Origin of the sequence: Anaerotruncus sp. 80, assembly GCF_009936115.1 — a bacterium.
GTDB lineage: Bacteria > Bacillota > Clostridia > Peptostreptococcales > Anaerovoracaceae > Senimuribacter > Senimuribacter intestinalis.
In genome coordinates this window covers 54,353-72,493 of record NZ_QWES01000016.1, presented here as the reverse complement: position 1 = coordinate 72,493, position 18,141 = coordinate 54,353, and the positions used below count along the sequence as shown (strand labels likewise).

The window sequence follows — 18,141 nt, the reverse complement described above, 5'->3', positions numbered from 1 at the left end:
TGCTAGATAAATACGTTTAGTCAGAAACGACATAAAACCTCACAAATTCCATGCATTGTGTCATTTTTCAAATTCGTGTTTCAGTAATTCTGACACTATGACATGATATTTCCACCGATTGTGTCACTTTTTCATGATAACGAAGGAAATTTTTCTTTCTATTGCTATGATTACAGAGGTGTGCAGCACTGCAGACCCAGAGAGCTGCAGCTTTACCACTCCTAAAAGTATAAAAAATGACACTTTCTCTAAAAATTCATAGAGAAAGTGTCAAATCATCAAAAACCAGATTTTCAAAACTGACACAAAAGCCTTAGATTTAACGGGATTGTGTCATTTTGCCGGTTACACAGCTGATTGCTAAGCCCAATGCTGCAGCCAGCACCAGCACATAGATACCTAGCGGCTGTTCATCACCGGTCGCCGGCGCGGATTGCCCATCGCCCTTGCCGGACGTACCTGCTGTGCTGCCGGCAGCTGCACTGCCATCTTTATCATAGACATAACGCAGCACCAGACCCGAACCGGATTCATAGTCACCAAGGGTCAGCGACTTCATACGATAATACTTCCAATTGTAATCATCATACAACGCATAGTCACTGTAGCTTCCCAGATACTCGTAGGTCTTTCCCTGATATACCGGCTGCTTAAAATCCTCTGCGTAGATGATGTCTCCTTCGGTTCCCATCAAATAATAGTTATTCGCTTTTTCACCTTCGTTAACAGTTCCGACAAGCTTTAATTTTCCGTCTACACGTTCGTAATAGCGGTGTTCCACAGTATAGTCACAAATTTGCGGACACTCGCAGACAAGATACGCGTTTGCGATAAGAATACCGCTGAATTCCTCGCTGGTTATGTACTCAATCAGGGGATCGAGATTTGCAATCAAAGTCTTGATGTTCTCGATGTCCGCTTCTGTAATACCCATCTCTTCAAGGATTTCCCAGTCCTCCTGGGTCCAGGCTGAAGTATCTAAAACTTCATCAAGATCAAGACCCAGCTGCTTCATCAGTTTATCAAAAAGCTCAGAAAAACTATTTACTTCCCCAAACTCTTCCCTTGCCGCTTCCATAATCATGTCGATTGCAGCTTTGCAGATTTCGTGGGTTAAAATAGCCGCAGAACCGTCCACTACATAGTGACCCTCCGGCAGTCCCTCCACAGTGATTTCCACTTCGGTCAAAAGATTCTCAATATCTTCGATGACATCGCCTGCATCTTCCATGCTCGTCATGTCCAGCTTAGGGTCCTCTTCCAGCTCGCCTAAATCCAGTTCTCCCTGCATCTCCGCCAGCTTGTTCATGATTGCATCGCTGATTTTCTCAGATGGAAAGCCCAGCCAAAGTCCCATGGTTTCACCATCCATCTGCACTTCTTCCACAGGTACAGTCATATCCAGTCCTGCGCCCGGACATGTGAGGCGCACTTTCAAATCCTTTAAATTTTCAAGTTCCAGACAATCTTCATTGTCCACACTTACCATTACCACTGCATTGGGCGACTGTTTTACATCATCCATAAAATCTGCAAATACGGTCTGGCAAAGGGATGCGATTACCAGCATAACCGCAAGCAAACAGATAAAAAGTTTCTTTCTCACGTTAAATCTCTCCTATCATTTGTAATAAAGCGTCCGCATCATCAATCTGATTGATTTTCCCACGAATGGCGGCACTTCCCGGAAGACCTTTCAGATACCAGCCCATATGCTTACGCATTTCGCGGACTGCAACGCGATCTCCCTTTAATTCCATCATAGCACAAAAATGCCTTTTCATCACCTGCTTTTTTTCGGTAATTTCTGGTGGCGGAGGCACTTCTTCTCCACGCCATGCGGCGGTCACTTCTCTAAAAATCCAAGGATTTCCAAGCGCCCCTCTTCCAATCATGACAAAGTCGCAGCCAGTTCTTTCAAGCATCGCCATAGCGGAAACTGCGTCCACCACATCACCGTTTCCAATAACCGGAATAGACACTGCTGCTTTGACGGCAGCAATTTGACTCCAGTCAGCCTCTCCGCTATAATACTGCTCTCTGGTTCTGCCGTGAACTGCTATAGCCGCTGCCCCCGCAGCTTCTACTGCCTTTGCCGTCTCTACCGCATTGATAGAGTGAGAATCAAAACCAATGCGAATTTTTGCGGTAACCGGTTTGCTTGTATTTGCCACCATAGCGGCAATCAAATCGTGAATCAAATCCAAATTTTTCAGAAGAGCAGAGCCCTCTCCATTCTTCACGATTTTGGGCACCGGACAACCCATATTGACATCCAGTATAGCGTTTTCGTAGGAGTCCAACTTCTTTGCTGTAAATGCCATAATCTCCGGCTCGCTGCCAAAGACCTGAAAAGCTACCGGCTTTTCCTGTGGATCTACATAAAGCAGCTGCTCGCTCTTCTGCCCGCGATAAAAGAGCCCCTTTCCGCTGACCATTTCCGAATATACCAAAGCCGCCCCCATCTCGCGGCAGATTCTGCGAGTGGGAGCGTCTGTAATTCCTGCAAGTGGTGCCAGCAAAAATGGATTGTCCAAAGTTACATTTCCAATCTGCAAGGATTTATTCATTTTCTTTCGTTCCTTTACATGGCTTGCTAGCCTTTTTGTTCTTCTGATAAATCAGTTCCAGACCTTCTAAGGTCAACATTTTATCTACATAGTCGATACAGGAAACACCACTATCTATGAGAGTGGAAAGCCCTCCCGTCGCAACAACTGTCACAGGCTTATCCGACTCAGTCAGAACTTCCAGTTCCTTCTTCATCATCTTGACGATGTAATCCACCATGCCCATATGACCGTAAACAAGACCCGACTGCATACTTTGAATCGTATTCTTGCAGATAGTGTGACCTGGTTCCTCCAGCTCAACCTTCGGCAGCTTTGAGGTCTTTTCAAAAAGCGCCTCAGAGGAAATCTTCAGTCCCGGTGCAATAGTGCCTCCCAAATACTCGGCATTTTCCGTAATAGCGCAGAAGGTGGTCGCTGTACCAAAATCAATGATAATCAGCGGTCCGCCATATTTATGTACTGCTGCAACGGCGTTGACAATTCTATCAGCACCAACCTGTTTAGGGTTATCATATTTTACGATTAGACCAGTCTTAATGCCAGACTCCACAGTGATGGCACGTCTGTCAAAATATTTCATAGAAAGATGCTGCAGTGTATAGAGCACAGACGGCACAACCGTTGAAATAATCACATCTTTAACCTCAGAAGTCTTTAGACCCTCGTAAGCAAACAGCTGATTGACAATCATGCCATATTCATCGGCACTCTTGTTCGTATCAGTCTTGATTCTCCAGTTGGTAATCAGCTTTCCGTCTTTAAATACGCCAAGTACGATATTACTGTTTCCAACGTCAAAAGCTAAAAGCATTTCCGTATATCTCCTTCATATTTTACTTCACAACTCGGTCAAGCCGCTTTAGGGCAAGCGCCATGGTAAGTCCCGGAATGACTCTGTTTCCGGTGATTTCTGCGCCCAAAACTTCGTTAATCCGTTTCAGTCTGTACTGTACGGTATTGGTATGAATTCCCATGAACTCGGAAGTCTTTCCGCTGTTCATGCCTGCATCAAGGACAAAGGTTTCCAAAGTCTCCAGAAGCTGCTTTGCCTTGTTTTCACCCATTTCCTTTTTAAATGGCTCTAAAAGATCCATATAATTCTTCTTCAAATAACCTCCCTGCACCTGCAGATTAATGCAGTTCGATACGAGTGCAAGTTCGTATTTGGTGAACACTCTCTTATATGGGAATACGCTCTCCACAAAAGTCCAGGTTTCACTAATAAGCCTGAATGCGTCTCCTGCACCCTCGATTCCGTCAATGCCCGTAGCATGGAAAATGCGCACCGTCTTACTGCCTTCTTTCAGCTTATCAAAGAGGTTCAGACAGCTAGTCTTCTGGGATACTTCCTCGTCCTCCCGCTTCTCTTCGTTTTTTAAAATCATACCGTAAGTTTCTTCACCCTCGGTAATACGAAGCACTTCAATGCCTTCCCGCTTTTCAAAATCACTGATAACACTGTTTCCCTGATTATTCTCAATGCCCTTTGCATAAAAGACACTGATAATGTTGTCTGCTTTGACATTCATTTCGTCTTTCAGAGAATACGCTAAAGACTTATTGCCGCGAATCAGCGCTTTAATCAGCTCTGCCCGCACGTCCCTCTCCGGCGTATACTTCCACATGCCCATAGCAAGCTCGATAATCTCCGACAGCTTGGTGATTTCACCTGCTGAGTAATTATCCTCATTATCTACGATAAACAGGAAATATTTTTCTTTATTGATCGTAATTGGTCCCCAATAGGTCAGTACGCCGTTAACGTCAATAAACGTGTAAATACCAGCTTTTTCAACATCGCGTTCCTTACCTAGGCGAATGGCGTCGGCGATGGTAGTTCTCTGCCTCGTTTCAATAGACAGAATCGGATTAAAATCCTTAGATAACAGCACTACCTGAAAATCATTGCTGACAGCCGCCTCTCTCAGCGCCGCCTGAAAGGTCTTGTGTTTTTCAAAGTTCAGCAGATGGTAGATGGTGTTGTTGATAAGACTATTCTTGAAGTTGTCGCCATATAAAAGCTTATCCATAATCTGCTCGATGGCATCAGAATATTCCGCCTTGTTATTTTGAGGAATCACAATCAGCGGCAGACCAACAGCTTCCGCCGTTTCTATGACCTCGCTGTCAGTGCTGGTCAGTCCCTTTTCTACATGAAAAATAACCAGCGCACTGACACCGCTTTTGGCAAGTCCCTTGATGACCTCACACTGGAGTTTTTCTTTGCCATGCATTCCGTAAAATGATGTCAGAACAATCTGCTCACGCACACCATTATTTTTAACAGCAGTTTCCACGCTGACTGCGTCCATGACCGACACAGAGCGCACACGATTTCCAATATTACGCTTTCCTGCTGCAAGAATACTGGGGCTGAATGCCTCTAAACTCAAACAATCATTTACAGTGATCTTCATACATTACCTCTATTCTTCTTCCTTATGCTCCCCTTCAGGATCAGCTTCCGCCTCGCCGCTTTCAGTTTCCTTTATTTCTTCGCCATCGGAATCAGATGATTCTGCTTCTTCCATATAATCCGTATCATACTTTGCAAGCTCTGCTGCTTCTCTTTCCGCTTCTTCTTTGCGGATTCTTTCGAATTCAGCAGCCTCTTCCTCGTTGATTTTGCGGATTTCTTCGTCTTTTGCTCTCACCATGTCAGCCAGCTGCTTTGCGTCGACTTCTCCAGTATAAAGAGCTTCGAACTGCTCGCCGTCCAGAGTTTCCACTTCTAAAAGCGCCTGCGCTACTCTTTCCAGCTTATCCATATTTTCTTCTAAAATTTTTACAGTCTCATTGTAAGCGTCTTCAATGATGTTTCTGACTTCGTTATCAATTTCTGCCGCAACCCCCTCAGAGTAATTCTTTCTGGTGGAGAAATCCTTACCTAGGAATACCTCATCGGAATCGCTGTAGTTAACAGGTCCGATTTTTTCACTGAAACCGTATTTGGTAACCATACCTCTTGCAATTTCGGTCGCACGCATAATATCGTTGCTGGCACCAGTACTGATATCATCCAGTGTCAGCTGCTCTGCAACACGACCGCCAAGAAGATGTTTGATGGCATTGAGCATGCCTTTCTTGGTCTCGTAAGCCTTATCTTTCTCAGGCAGAGACATGGTAAATCCGCCGGCATTTCCTCTCGGAATGATGGTAATCTGATGTACCGGGTCGGAATTTGGCAGGGTACGCATTACCACTGCGTGACCGGCTTCATGATAGGCTGTCAGCTTGCGTTCTTCCTCGCTAATCACTCTGCTCTTCTTCGCAGGTCCTGCCATTACCTTGGTTGCAGCTTCTTCAATCTCTGCCATTCTGATTTTGCGGCCATTTCTCCTTGCCGTAATCAAAGCAGCTTCATTCAGCAAGTTCTCAAGATCCGCAGGAGTAAAGCCCGGCGTTCTTCTTGCCAGAATCTTCGGAGAAACCTCGTCGGATAACGGCTTGTTCTTTGAGTGAACCTTGATGATTTCTTCTCTGCCTTTGATATCCGGAACGCCAATGACAATCTGTCTGTCGAAACGCCCCGGTCTGAGCAGAGCCGGATCCAGTACATCCGGTCTGTTGGTCGCTGCCAAAATGATAATGCCGGAATTTTCTCCAAATCCGTCCATTTCAACCAGTAACTGGTTCAAGGTTTGTTCTCTTTCATCATTGCCGCCGCCAAGACCTGCACCTCTCTTTCGACCTACTGCGTCGATTTCGTCGATGAATACAATGCAAGGTGCGTTCTTCTTCGCCTGGTCAAAGAGGTCTCTGACTCTGGACGCACCAACACCGACAAACATTTCTACAAAGTCGGAGCCGCTGATGGTGAAAAACGGCACGCCAGCTTCGCCTGCAGTCGCTCTGGAAACGTAGGTTTTACCAGTTCCCGGAGGTCCTACAAGAAGAATTCCCTTTGGAATTCTTGCGCCGACTTCTTTGTATTTTCTAGGATCCTTGAGGAAGTCTACTACCTCTTCAAGTTCTTCTTTTTCTTCGTCAAGACCTGCTACATCATTAAAGGTAATTCGTTTGCCGTCACCTTTATAAAGTCTCGCCTTGCTCTTTCCAAAGGAAAAAGCTTTGCCGTTTCCACCCTGATTCATCATCAGGTAGAACAGGAATCCCAAAGCAATTACCATAATCAGAGTCGGCAGCAGATTCAGAATCACAGAACCAGAAGAAGGCTTCGGTCCGCCCTTGTATTCCAGTTTCTTTTCCTGTACCTGCGGGAAAATATACGTATCCTCAATCCAGTCGATATCCGTAATATTTGCCGCAAAGGTGTAGACATACTTGTCTTTTCCAATCTGTGCAGTGATCTTTCTGTCCTCGATTTCGATTTCGGTAACTCTGCCGCTTTCTAAGTAGTTGGACAGTGTCGAAAACTTGACTTGCTTGTATTCTGCGCTGCCGCCTCCCTTATAGAAGAAAGCCGCTGCCAGTACCAGTGCAAAAATCACTAAATAAATACTGATATTCTTTACGAATTTTTTCAATTTAGTTTTCTCCTCCCGTGTCTATTGATAGCAATTTTCTGAAAAAATTGTTCTCTCTTAACAAAACAGTCTTATAATTTTATCATATTTAACAAATTATTTCAATACAAATCACTTTTTTTGTTGTCCCGCACAGCTTATATTTTCCCGAAAATCTTCCTTTTGGGTCTGCTTCGCAGGGAAGCACCCACAAAACCTCTCTGCCTATTTTCAGAAGAGGAACATCTGGACGCTGAGACTTAGGAATTTTCTGGTCCACAAAGTAATCCTGCAGCTTCTTTGTCTTTCCCTCGCTTAGGGCGATATAGTCGCCCGGCTGCCGGAAGCTCAATGTCATAGATTTTTCAGGCAGTAAGTCCTGACTGTCATACATCTGTGTCAATGCGTCATAGTCAAAGACCGCTCTGCGGTTTTCAGCCGGTGTCAAATAATCATAGGCGTCTTTACTGAGGACATAAACTTCCAGCGCAGGAAGATTCTCCCCCGCCTCAATAAACGGACGCATCACATCAATATCCTCATACCACTTCTGCAGGCGATAGCCTTTCGGCAGGCTGCAGCTGGCTGACGGTCCTTCATGAAAAACGATGGCTTCACAATTTTCAAAATGCGTCCACGCCAAATCCTGAGAAAGTCCTAAGTCCGCACAGGCTCTGGCAAGCACCCGCTGTCTGATTGCCCGATGAAGCTTCTTAAGACTGCGGCCATCGAGCAGCACATGGGTTTCACTGCTTTTCTTCACCAGTTTTTCGTATACGTCCTGTGCCTGCTGCCATAGAAAATCACTGTCGCACGCCGCCGCTTTCCCCATCCTAATCATTGTATCCTTCACTGCCGGATTGTATTCCTGTTCCAGATGCGGAATTAGACTGAGTCTGATTTTGTTTCTGGTATATTTTTCCTCCTCATTGGTGGAATCCATCCTCGGTAAAAGGTTCTGCACTTTGCAGTACGCCATGATTTCTTCTCGTTTTACGTCGAGAAGAGGTCTGATAATGCGATTCCCCGTCTCATCAAAGCGGGAGTATCTCATGCCGGAAAGTCCGTCAGTGCCCGCACCGCGAAGAAGTCTGAACAGAATCGTTTCAGCCTGATCGTCCGCATTGTGGGCAACAGCAATGACAATTCCACTGCGGGAAACGCCGCTCTTTACAAGCTGGTCTGCCACCTCTGCAAAAGCACAATAGCGCGCCTTTCTGCCCGCTTCCTCCGGCGTCAAATGCTCTTCTTCTGCCAGCTTTACGCAGTCGATGACAAAAGTTCTGCAAGAAAACCCTGCCGTCTCGCAAAGCTGCTCCACATAAGCCTGATCCTCCTCCGCAGCGCCGGGACGAAATTTGTGGTTGACGTGAACCGGATAAAGGTGCAAGTCCATCTCCTTCGCCAGCTCTAAAAATACGTGAAAAAGGCACACCGAATCAGGACCGCCTGACAGTCCTAAAACGATGTGCTGATGTAGTTTAACTAAATTATGTCTTTGTATGGTTTCTAAAATTTGTTTTTTCATCATTAAAAGTATATCATATTTCACTTCATTTTAAAAGCAAAATACGAAAAGTATCTAAATTGCTGCAACCACCACCGTTAAATCATCTCGTTCCCTAAGTCCGTATTTCTCCGCCGCCTTATTTACAATCAGCTCTGCAATGGTTCCCGGGTCTTTTGTTCCAATCTGAGACAGTCGCTCCTGCAGCCATTGGCATCCTGTATCCTGTCTGTCGCAGTCGGTCACACCATCCGAAACCATCACTAAAAGATCGCCTTTCTTTAACCGCACGTCGATATATGCAAGACTTACCCCCTCCACAATGCCAACAGGCGGTGCAGGTCTTTTCAGCGTAGCTACCTTTCCCTCGTGTTTCACGAAAGTTGAGGCTGCACCCATTTTGTAAATCTGCGTTCTTCCGGTCACTTTATCGATGATGGCAAGATCCACCGTAGCAAACATGTCTCCCCCATTTTCCGTCATAAGAATCCCGTTTACCGTCTTTACTGCCAAATCTACATCAAATCCAGCCTCCAAAAGCTGAGACAGGGTCTTAACGACCAGATTGCTTTCCGCTGCCGCCCTGCTGCCTTTTCCCATCCCGTCACTGATGATAATAGCCTGTTTTTGCTTCCCAAAGGAGAAAGAAAGACTGCTGTCTCCAGACACCGCCTCAAAGGCATAAGACGCCTCTCCGATGATCACCGGCTTCACACGTTCCGCTTCGCCGGCGCGCGTCCTCTGTTTCTGCAGATCTTTCAAGAGGCTATCCACGGTTCTCGCCATGCCCGCAAACTGGTAGGAGATAATCTGATGACTTTCCACATCTCCGGCGTAAAGCTTGCTCAGCGCAGTAAATACCTGTTTTTTCTTCCGCAAATCCCCCTGGGCAGCATAAAGCTGCATATCTGCCTCACTGAAAACCTCCGGCATGAACCGCTGCTCTCCAGCACACCAGCATTTTACCAAAAAACTCTGAGGGATAGTGATAAACAGCGATATCACCGCTACCAGTCCAAAAATTTCTTCTCTGCACAGGCTGCAGACTGTAAAAAACATCACCATTGCCAGAATCCCTTTTCGGTATTTTCCATCGACAAAAGCAGCCAGAAACCATGATACCACCACAGCTGTCATAATCGCTGTCATGAGTTTCGCAAACTCCTGCCCCTGACAAGCTGCAAATACTGCCATTACAGCCGTCTGTGCCAGTGCCTGCCGCATGCCTTTGCAGTACTGAACCACAAGTACTACAAAAATCCAAAGAGGTATCACCAGAAGGGAATACTCTATAGCACCGATGATAGAAACAGTTAAAATCGTCAGGGCAATCTCCGCCTTTTCCGTTGAAACTGCCCGCTGCTCTTTGCCTACAAAAATCATCTTCGCTGCTGTATTAAAAACTCTTATGTAAATCATCACCGCAATGGCTTCTTTCAGCAAAACCTGAAAATCCAGCAAATAAAGAATGTGCGCTGCCGAGTAGTAAAGACAATTTCCTACCGCCACAGCGATGACCGCTGCTGCCGTTGTCTGATGAATAGAAAATCTGATTTTGTGAAAGAACAGAAAAAACAGTCCGCACAGAAATACTGCGATAATGTCCCCATAGAAATCTCCTGTAGCAGCGGAATTTGTGAGTATCGCCGCAACCAAAACCGGTATTAAATAAATATACACCGTCGACACTGCTACCATTACCGCAATCAGCGCAATAGCGGCTGGAAAAGTATCCCCAAACAGTCTGATTCTCCCAAGAAAAAAAGCCACTGTCAAAGTGGCTAAAATCGTCTTTACATGAATCTGATTTCCTATAAATTCCATATTTTTTCCCCTTTGCTTCCTTTGATAATGACAGAATAGCACAAAAGCTGTGCAGGAAGCTGTCGAAGCAGGGTGTCGAAGCAGGAAATTTTTGTGTGTCTATTTAATTCCGTAAAAAACTTTTGCATTTTCGCAGGTAATGCTTGCTACCTCTTCATAAGAAATTCCCTTTAACACAGCAAGGCGTCTTGCTGTGTGTTCCACATAAGGGCTTTTATTGGGACGTCCACGAAAAGGCTCCGGCGTTAAGTACGGTGCATCGGTTTCTACTAGCAGAAATTCTAATGGAATTTCCTGCACGACCGCCTGGGTCTTGCGATTGTTTTTAAACGTCACCGGCCCGCAAATAGAAAGAGTGGCACCCAGCTTCACATACTGCTTAGCAAGCTCTTTACTGCCGGAGAAACAGTGAAGCAGCACCCTGCTATCTGGTAAAAACGATCCGTCTGGTCCTTTCCTCTTCGGAAACCAGCTTTGCCGTTCCTCCGAAAAAGCGCCCTCTTCTTTCAAAATGTCCATCGTCTCCTGATCTGCTTCTCTGCTGTGAATTGCGATAGGCATCTTCAGCTCATTTGCAAGCTTTATCTGTCTTCTGAACCAGTACCGCTGCACATCTCGCTCTGAAAAATCATAATGAAAATCCAGGCCGATTTCACCAATCGCCTGTACCTTTTCTTTTTTCGCAAGACCGCGAATCAGTTCCAAGGTCATGTCGTCCAAGTTTTTTGCATCATGCGGGTGAAAGCCTACCGTCGCATAGCACCAAGGCTTTTCTGCTGCATGTTTTACCGCCAGCGCAGAGCTTTCAAGGTCAAAGCCCACGTCCATGACATAGGAAACCTCCGAGCTTTCTATTTCCTCCATCAGCTGCAGCACTTCTGCTTCGCTGTACCGTTCATTGTTTAAATGGGTATGTGAATCAAATAACATAAAATTACCTCTTTATATCTTAAATTTATATCTTAAAAAAATTTAACTGTTTCATGTTCCTAAACTCTTCCCCGGAAAGCTGCAGCTTTTCTATCAAAAACGTCTTATCCGTCACCGGTGCGCAGCTTGCCAGTACCTTGATGGCAATGTTCTGATATGTAAAGGTCATGGAACTCATCATTCCAATCCGATAATCCTGTTCCTCTGAAAGCGTTGGCATACTAAAAGTCAGCATATCAAACGGCGGTGAAGCATTAAAAAATACAAAATTAATGCTGATATCACTATAAATCACTTCTCCGAAATAGATAAAACTGCTTTCGTAAATATTAGAGACATCCGCAACATCTAAATAAAGAGTGGCGCGCATCTTTGTGTTATCTATTTCAATTACATCAATATGCAGCTTGTTTTTGTGTCCCATATAGCTGTAGAGATACAGCCTGTCTATATAATTCCCAGCATACCTTTGCTTATCTGTTTCCGTCTCTTTCGAGCTCGGAAGCAGCGTTGCTATGTCAACATTTAAATATCTGCACCAATCAATCAAAACCTCTAAATCTACGACAATCTCGCCTTTTTCATACTTAGAAACGGTCGCAAGACTTTTATTCAGTGCTTCCGAAAGCTGTTTCAGCGTTATCTGCTGTATTTTTCTATAGACACGCAGTTTTGCGCCTAAATTTTGATAAAACTTATCAGACACGGACACTTCTCCTTTCTCTGCTGCATTTATTCTATCATCAGATTTCTCCATTTACCAGCAAAAATTCTCATATAAATTGAAAATTCTATAAAAATGGCGATGATGATTTGCATATTTTTTTGTAATCTGCTCTATTCTCCATTTTTTCTCGTAACACGAAAAAAAAAGCTTTTAAATCTATCTTAAAAAGAAATCCCTGATAATTTGTCAGCTTCGGCACATTATTTTATAATTTTTCTGAAATGATATCCAACTTCTATTTTGTGATAGAATTTATGGAAAGGAGACTTAAATGAACGAAAATATCACTTCTAAATTAAAAAACAACATTTGGCGTCTAGTAATTCTTACAATCGCCGGGTCATTGATTTACGGTCTGCCGTATTTCAGATCCTACTATTACGATGCTTATCTGGAAACGTATCATCTTACCAACACGCAGATGGGAACCTTTGGCTCCATTTTCGGAATTCTTGGCGCCATCTCTTATCTCTTTGGCGGCGTCGTCGCGGACATGGTTTCGCCAAGAAAGATTATGTCTGTTTCTCTGATTTTAACAGGCGCCGCAGGGCTTCTCCATCTGATGCACCCAAGCTATGGTATGCTGGTTGTCATCTATCTGATTTGGGGGTTTACTTCCCTGTTTGCCTTCTGGCCTGCCCTGTTAAAAGGCCTTCGCGGTATTGCAGCTGAGCACGAACAAAGTAAGGCCTATGGCTTTATGGAAGGCGGACGCGGTATCATCAACGCCGTGCACCTTGCAATTACCCTTGCAATTTTTAACTTTCTCAGTAAAACAGCGGGAAATCTGGGAGGGCTCAATGGTGTAATCATCTTCTATTCCGTCATTGTCATCCTGCTGGGCATTTTAGTGTTCTTCCTGATGAAGGATAATACGACCGCAGCAAATGGAGAAAAGTTCAACTTTAAGCAGGTGATTACAGTCATTAAAATGCCGGCAATTTGGATTCTTTCTCTCATTTTGTGCTGCACCTACACCATGAATATTTCTTTCTACTATTTTACGCCTTATGCTACGTCATCATTTGGAATTACTGCGACAGCAGCGGCCATTGTCACCATGATGTCCCAGTATATTAGACCGGTAGGCTCTATGGGAGGCGGCATTTTAGCTGATAGACTGGGCAGAAGTAAGGTTATGTTTATTGGCTTTTTCCTCATGGGTGTCAGCACATTTATCATCGCGCTGCTTCCAAATATGAGTGTACCGTTCTTCATTGTCGTCTGCGCTATCATCTACCTTGGCATGTATCTGAACTACGGCATCGTTTTCTCCATGATGGAAGAAGGTGGCATACCAGCCAGCGTAGCTGGTACTGCCATTGGCGTTGTCTGCACCCTTGGCTATCTGCCTGAAGTTATCTGCCCAACCCTTGCAGGTCACGTTCTTGACACTTATACCGAGCTGGGTTATAAATATTACTTTATCGGCGTCGGCATTGTAATGGTCGTTGGTATTGCCGCACTCTTGATTTGGAATCGTTATCTCGCAGGCATAAATAAAAAAAATAGCAGGGAGGCATCTGCATGTTAGTTTTAAGAAATGCAAGACTTGTTCCGCAGCTGACCGAAGGTTTTTCGGATCAGTTTGGCGACGTAATCATAGAAAATGGTTTGATTCAGGAAATCAAGCCTGCTAAAACAGCGAATATCACTGCGGCTGAGGTCATCGACTTAACCGGAAAAACTTTAATTCCCGGTCTCATCGAAGCACATTTGCACTTGGATCTTTGCGGCATGGACGTCTTTGAAGAAAATGTGCAGCAGGAAAGCTACCGCGTGATGCGAGCTCTTCGTCTGGCGCAGGATAACCTGCGGATGGGTTACACCACAGTACGCGACGTGGGCGACCGGAACAACATAGTAATCGGTATTGCCCGCGCTGTAAAGGAAGGTCTGGTCATGGCGCCTGATATTTTGGCAAGCGGCATGATTCTTTCACCCACAGAAGCAGGCAACGACTATTTCGGAGATATGTACGCAGAGTGTGATTCTAACGACGCTTATACCAAAGCGGTTCGCCGTCAATACCAGCTTGGCGCTGACTGGATTAAAATCATGGGGACCGGATCTGTCATGAATCCAGGCGGTGTGCCGGGAAGTCCTGTTCTCTACGAGGAAGAACTTGCTGCTGCCTGCCGAGCCGCAGATTATGTTGGTCTTCCTGTTGCTGTGCACTGTCACGGCACAGAAGGTATCAAAATGTGTATTCGCTGCGGCGTACGCACCGTGGAACATTCCACCATCATGGACGATGAATGTATCAGAATGTATCAGAATGCTGACCGTTCTTTTCCGGTTCCAACACTCTCACCTTTGGTAAACTTTATAGAAAATCCAGAAGGAAAGCCTGCACATTACGTCGAAAAATCGAAGCAGATGGCGGAGGTCATGTTTGAAGGTCTGCGGGCACTGCGAAAATCAAAGGTAAAAATCGGTTGGGGCACTGATGCGGGCGTTTATTCCGGCAGCCATGGAAACGGGCTGTATGAATTCCGCGCCAGAGTCAACCTTGCTGGTTTCACTCCGCTGGAATGCTTAATTCAGGCAACGAAAAACAACGCTGAAATCCTAAATATCAGCGATACGGTCGGCACTATCGCCTGTGGAAAGCGCGCAAATCTGGCAGCCTTTGACGGAAAACCTGACGAAGACATCGAAGCCTTGAGGCAGATAGCTCTGGTATTAAAAAAGGGAGAATCCGTTCCTCTATAAATTTCTTCCTTGTATCTATGCAGCCGGCATTTGGTCATTATCTACCAAATGCCGGCTGTCGTTCAGTTACCGCACAAGCTGAATTTTTCTACTCTTCTCGGGTAGCCAGCTGTTTCATTTTTTTCTCTATCACCGCAATACGCTCTGACATGTCCGCTATTTTAACTCTATCGTATAGTGAAAAAGTAAAACGCATTTTAAAACCTTCCTTTTCTGGAACAATCGAAAAACTATCCGCGGCAGACAAAATCTCATTAAAGTCTGCCAAACCTTCAACGCCGTCAATATCCAATATGAGATTCTCTCCGATATAGATGAGTTCTGCAAAATAGGTATCTTCACACGCATTCATTTTAACATATCCGCCCTGAATCTCTGCAATATGGCAAAGGGATGGGTAAAGTACCTCTACAAAATTATCCCACTTCTGCTCATTTCTTCTTCTTTCATATTGAGACTCTTTCGTTTCTATTAGTGATCGAAGCAAATCAAAATGCGCTTTTTGCTCATTTGTCAAAGGCATAGCCACCCCTTTCTCAAAAACTGATTTGTCCCACTGATGTTCTTCAATGTAATTAACTTCTTTTTTCATACTGCAACTCCCTATTAAACAAATATTAAGCCAACAAAGAATGTCATGTCTAAAGTTCCATTATATATGGGCATAGGCGTTAGTGCTGTTACAGGAATTGACAAAATGACAAATGCAACTAAACAAAGCTATTAGCAAACGACTATTGGGACTGCTTGCAGAGCGAAATATTATGCAGTATCAGCTTTTTACTAAAAGCGTTGTGCACAAGAGTACCACAATGGAAATGTGGTTAACGATGCTTACACATTATGCGATTTTCGCTCATCGCTATTCGATGATGAAAATCTTGAATCCTAGCCTCAAATCAATATGTCAAATTTATAATGTCATTCTCTTCTCCTAGTATACCATGAGATGTACAATTAATCTTCTATTTTTTTCTTCCATTTGTAATTATTATTGCAAGATGACATACAAGCCAAAAGTAATCGAAACTTCTCAGCACTAATCAGAAAGAACAATCCGCCATACTGCACTATTTCTCTTGTTTCAGCGTCAAATGGTACAAAAACACGAATTGCACCATTACCAGCATTTTTGCCTAAAATGGTGCAATCTATTGCTCAGTAGCTTATTGAAACAGCCTCTTTCTTTTCATCTTTTACACTTTATCTCTCTCATACTCAAGGATTGCGCCTCTCTTTGAGAATTCAAAATCATATTCGTAACCATCCTTATACGCCTCTGCCTCATAGACGTATCTTCCATCATCTCTAGTCAATTTTACGTAGATGATGATAGCGCCAGGCACTTTGTTTTTAATTTTGTTGCGAATGGTGGTTTTGCTTACAGCACCCACCTTGGAAGCTGTGTATCTGGAACCTTCGTTGTCCTTATCCTTATCTAAAATTCTGCCGTCAGACGCCGCTATTTCTATAGAGTACACATACTTGCTCTTTACCGCTTTACCTTTATAAACGCTGCGCCCGTCATCTCTGGTCAAATGCACATATTTTACAGTTGCACCCTTTGGCAGTTCTTCCTTAAAAATCGCTTTAGCTTTGCTCCACGAAATCTTAGAAGCCGCGGCGGCATCAGCACCTCCCGCTGCACCTGCATATGCAAAGGCGGTCACTACCAGCGATAAAGCCAGCAATATGCTTAACATTACTTTTCCAGTTCTTTTCTTTGTCATTTTTCTATCCTCCTAAATTAGATTTCTGTTTGATATGCTCTTACTATACTGAAGAAAAATGAAAACAAAATGAAAACGCTTTTTTATTTTAAAAAATTTTTTTCACCAGTTTTCTCCTCAAAGTCACAAAAAATCCCCGGCGTTTACCTTTGCTGGGGATTTTGTATTGCTCTATTATTCTGCTTACGCTTATTTCAAATAACCTTTCAACTCATCCACTTTATCCAGTTCTTCCCAAGGCAGCTGGACGTCCTTTCTGCCGAAATGTCCGTAAGCGGCAGTCTGTCTGTAAATCGGTCTGCGCAAGTTAAGATCGCGGATAATCGCTGCAGGGCGCATATCAAAATGCTTGTCGACAATGTCAGCAATTTCCTCATCGGAAAGCTTGCCGGTACCGAAGGTATCCACCATGATGGAAACCGGTTTTGCCACGCCGATTGCGTAAGCTAGCTGGATTTCACACTTGTCCGCAAGTCCTGCGGCTACCACATTCTTAGCAGCGTGTCTTGCCGCATAGGAAGCGGAACGGTCCACCTTTGTAGGGTCTTTACCGGAAAATGCGCCGCCGCCGTGACGGGCATAACCGCCATAAGTGTCAACGATAACCTTTCTGCCGGTCAGACCGGAATCGCCATGAGGTCCGCCGATTACAAATCTGCCAGTCGGATTGACATAGTACTTAGTTTCTTCATCCAAAAGTTCTGCAGGAATCACCGGTTTAATCACATGCTCAATCAGATCATTTCTAATCTGCTCCTGGGCTGCCTCCGGATCATGCTGCGTGGAAATCAAAACGGTATCGATTCTCTTCACCTTATTTCCATCGTATTCCACAGTAACCTGGGTTTTTCCGTCAGGACGAAGATATGCAAGTGTACCGTCTTTTCTTACCTTAGTCAGCTGCAGCGCCAGCTCGTGTGCCATCTGAATCGGCATCGGCATGTATTCCGGTGTTTCATTGCAGGCATAGCCAAACATAATCCCCTGATCGCCTGCTCCGATGGTGTCAATCTGATCATCGAGGGTGCCATCTTTATATTCCAAAGCCTTATCCACGCCCATCGCAATATCGCCGGACTGTTCATCGATGGCAGTCAGCACTGCACAGGTATTTCCGTCAAAGCCGTACTCTCCTTTGTTATAGCCGATATCCGTAATGACGTTTCTCACAATTTTCGGAATGTCGATATAGCACTTGGTGCTGATTTCTCCCATAACCATTGCATAGCCTGTGGTAGTTGTCGTTTCGCAGGCAACGCGTCCATAAGGATCCTGCTCCATAATCGCATCCAAAACGGCGTCAGAAATCTGGTCGCAGATTTTGTCAGGATGTCCTTCTGTCACGGATTCTGATGTAAATAATTTCTTCATGTTTTATTTCCTCCCAAATATTACCAAACAAAAAACCTTTTCTCTCATATGGAAGAAAAGGTCTGATTATCGGTCATCATTCCTCATCTTTCAGAATAAGATAATTCTGTAGGATTTAGCACCTTTTCTGTCAGTACTGGCTGACACCTAGGTTGCCGGGCTTCGCAGGGCCTATTCCCTCAGCCGCTCTTGATAAGGATTATCACATAAATTATACTCTTTTTAAATTCTTTGTCAATGACATATTGTATTTTTGTCAAAATAGGATATACTCTATTTATTGAACCATTTAAAAATT

Annotated in this window: 14 protein-coding genes and 1 riboswitch; of the genes, 2 read left to right on the top strand and 12 right to left on the bottom strand. The window is 44.4% G+C overall.

Annotation, left to right across the window (positions count from 1 at the left end; genetic code table 11):
• Positions 1 to 319: 319 nt before the first annotated feature.
• From D1155_RS09515 to D1155_RS09475, 9 genes are all read right to left on the bottom strand, one after another.
• Positions 320 to 1,606, bottom strand: a complete 1,287-nt coding sequence (locus D1155_RS09515; RefSeq protein WP_160202164.1) for a hypothetical protein — start codon at positions 1,604 to 1,606, stop codon at positions 320 to 322.
• A gap of 1 nt (position 1,607) precedes the next feature.
• On the bottom strand, positions 1,608 to 2,570 hold the full coding sequence (gene dusB / locus D1155_RS09510; RefSeq protein ID WP_160202163.1) for a tRNA dihydrouridine synthase DusB: 963 nt from the start codon (positions 2,568 to 2,570) through the stop codon (positions 1,608 to 1,610).
• On the bottom strand, positions 2,563 to 3,384 hold the full coding sequence (locus tag D1155_RS09505; protein WP_160202162.1) for a type III pantothenate kinase: 822 nt from the start codon (positions 3,382 to 3,384) through the stop codon (positions 2,563 to 2,565). The genes dusB and D1155_RS09505 overlap by 8 nt, the downstream gene beginning before the upstream one ends.
• A gap of 22 nt (positions 3,385 to 3,406) precedes the next feature.
• Positions 3,407 to 4,990 (bottom strand): PucR family transcriptional regulator, encoded by a 1,584-nt coding sequence (locus D1155_RS09500; protein WP_160202161.1) that lies wholly within the window; start codon positions 4,988 to 4,990, stop codon positions 3,407 to 3,409.
• Positions 4,991 to 4,999: 9 nt separating this feature from the next.
• Positions 5,000 to 7,060 carry an ATP-dependent zinc metalloprotease FtsH gene (gene ftsH / locus D1155_RS09495; protein WP_160202160.1) on the bottom strand — a complete coding sequence of 687 codons (2,061 nt, stop codon included), beginning with the start codon at positions 7,058 to 7,060 and terminating at the stop codon, positions 5,000 to 5,002.
• Between the two features lie 88 nt (positions 7,061 to 7,148).
• The gene (gene tilS, locus D1155_RS09490) at positions 7,149 to 8,567 is read right to left on the bottom strand and encodes a tRNA lysidine(34) synthetase TilS (RefSeq protein ID WP_207709523.1); all 1,419 of its coding nucleotides are present in this window, start codon (positions 8,565 to 8,567) and stop codon (positions 7,149 to 7,151) included.
• Positions 8,568 to 8,621: 54 nt separating this feature from the next.
• Positions 8,622 to 10,370 carry a SpoIIE family protein phosphatase gene (locus D1155_RS09485; RefSeq protein ID WP_160202158.1) on the bottom strand — a complete coding sequence of 583 codons (1,749 nt, stop codon included), beginning with the start codon at positions 10,368 to 10,370 and terminating at the stop codon, positions 8,622 to 8,624.
• Between the two features lie 99 nt (positions 10,371 to 10,469).
• A complete protein-coding gene (locus D1155_RS09480) occupies positions 10,470 to 11,300 on the bottom strand; it encodes a TatD family hydrolase (RefSeq protein ID WP_160202157.1) in 831 nt (276 codons plus the stop codon).
• A 25-nt stretch (positions 11,301 to 11,325) separates the two neighbouring features.
• Positions 11,326 to 12,057 carry a helix-turn-helix transcriptional regulator gene (locus D1155_RS09475; RefSeq protein ID WP_207709522.1) on the bottom strand — a complete coding sequence of 244 codons (732 nt, stop codon included), beginning with the start codon at positions 12,055 to 12,057 and terminating at the stop codon, positions 11,326 to 11,328.
• Positions 12,058 to 12,298: 241 nt separating this feature from the next.
• On the opposite strand from D1155_RS09475, the gene D1155_RS09470 reads away from it, so the two are divergent.
• On the top strand, positions 12,299 to 13,561 hold the full coding sequence (locus D1155_RS09470; RefSeq protein ID WP_160202155.1) for an MFS transporter: 1,263 nt from the start codon (positions 12,299 to 12,301) through the stop codon (positions 13,559 to 13,561).
• Entirely contained in the window at positions 13,555 to 14,742 is a 1,188-nt protein-coding gene (locus tag D1155_RS09465; RefSeq protein WP_160202154.1) for an amidohydrolase family protein, read from the top strand. The genes D1155_RS09470 and D1155_RS09465 overlap by 7 nt, the downstream gene beginning before the upstream one ends.
• Before the next feature lie 88 nt (positions 14,743 to 14,830).
• On the opposite strand, the gene D1155_RS09460 is transcribed toward D1155_RS09465, so the two are convergent.
• The 3 genes from D1155_RS09460 to metK form a co-directional block, all read right to left on the bottom strand.
• Positions 14,831 to 15,334, bottom strand: a complete 504-nt coding sequence (locus D1155_RS09460) for a hypothetical protein (protein WP_160202153.1) — start codon at positions 15,332 to 15,334, stop codon at positions 14,831 to 14,833.
• A gap of 604 nt (positions 15,335 to 15,938) precedes the next feature.
• Positions 15,939 to 16,472, bottom strand: coding sequence for a PepSY domain-containing protein (locus D1155_RS09455; protein ID WP_160202152.1), 534 nt, complete (start codon positions 16,470 to 16,472; stop codon positions 15,939 to 15,941).
• Positions 16,473 to 16,661: 189 nt separating this feature from the next.
• Complete coding sequence (metK, locus tag D1155_RS09450) at positions 16,662 to 17,843, bottom strand: methionine adenosyltransferase (protein ID WP_160202151.1); 1,182 nt, start codon at positions 17,841 to 17,843, stop codon at positions 16,662 to 16,664.
• Between the two features lie 80 nt (positions 17,844 to 17,923).
• A riboswitch (SAM riboswitch) is annotated at positions 17,924 to 18,042 on the bottom strand.
• Positions 18,043 to 18,141: the final 99 nt, after the last annotated feature.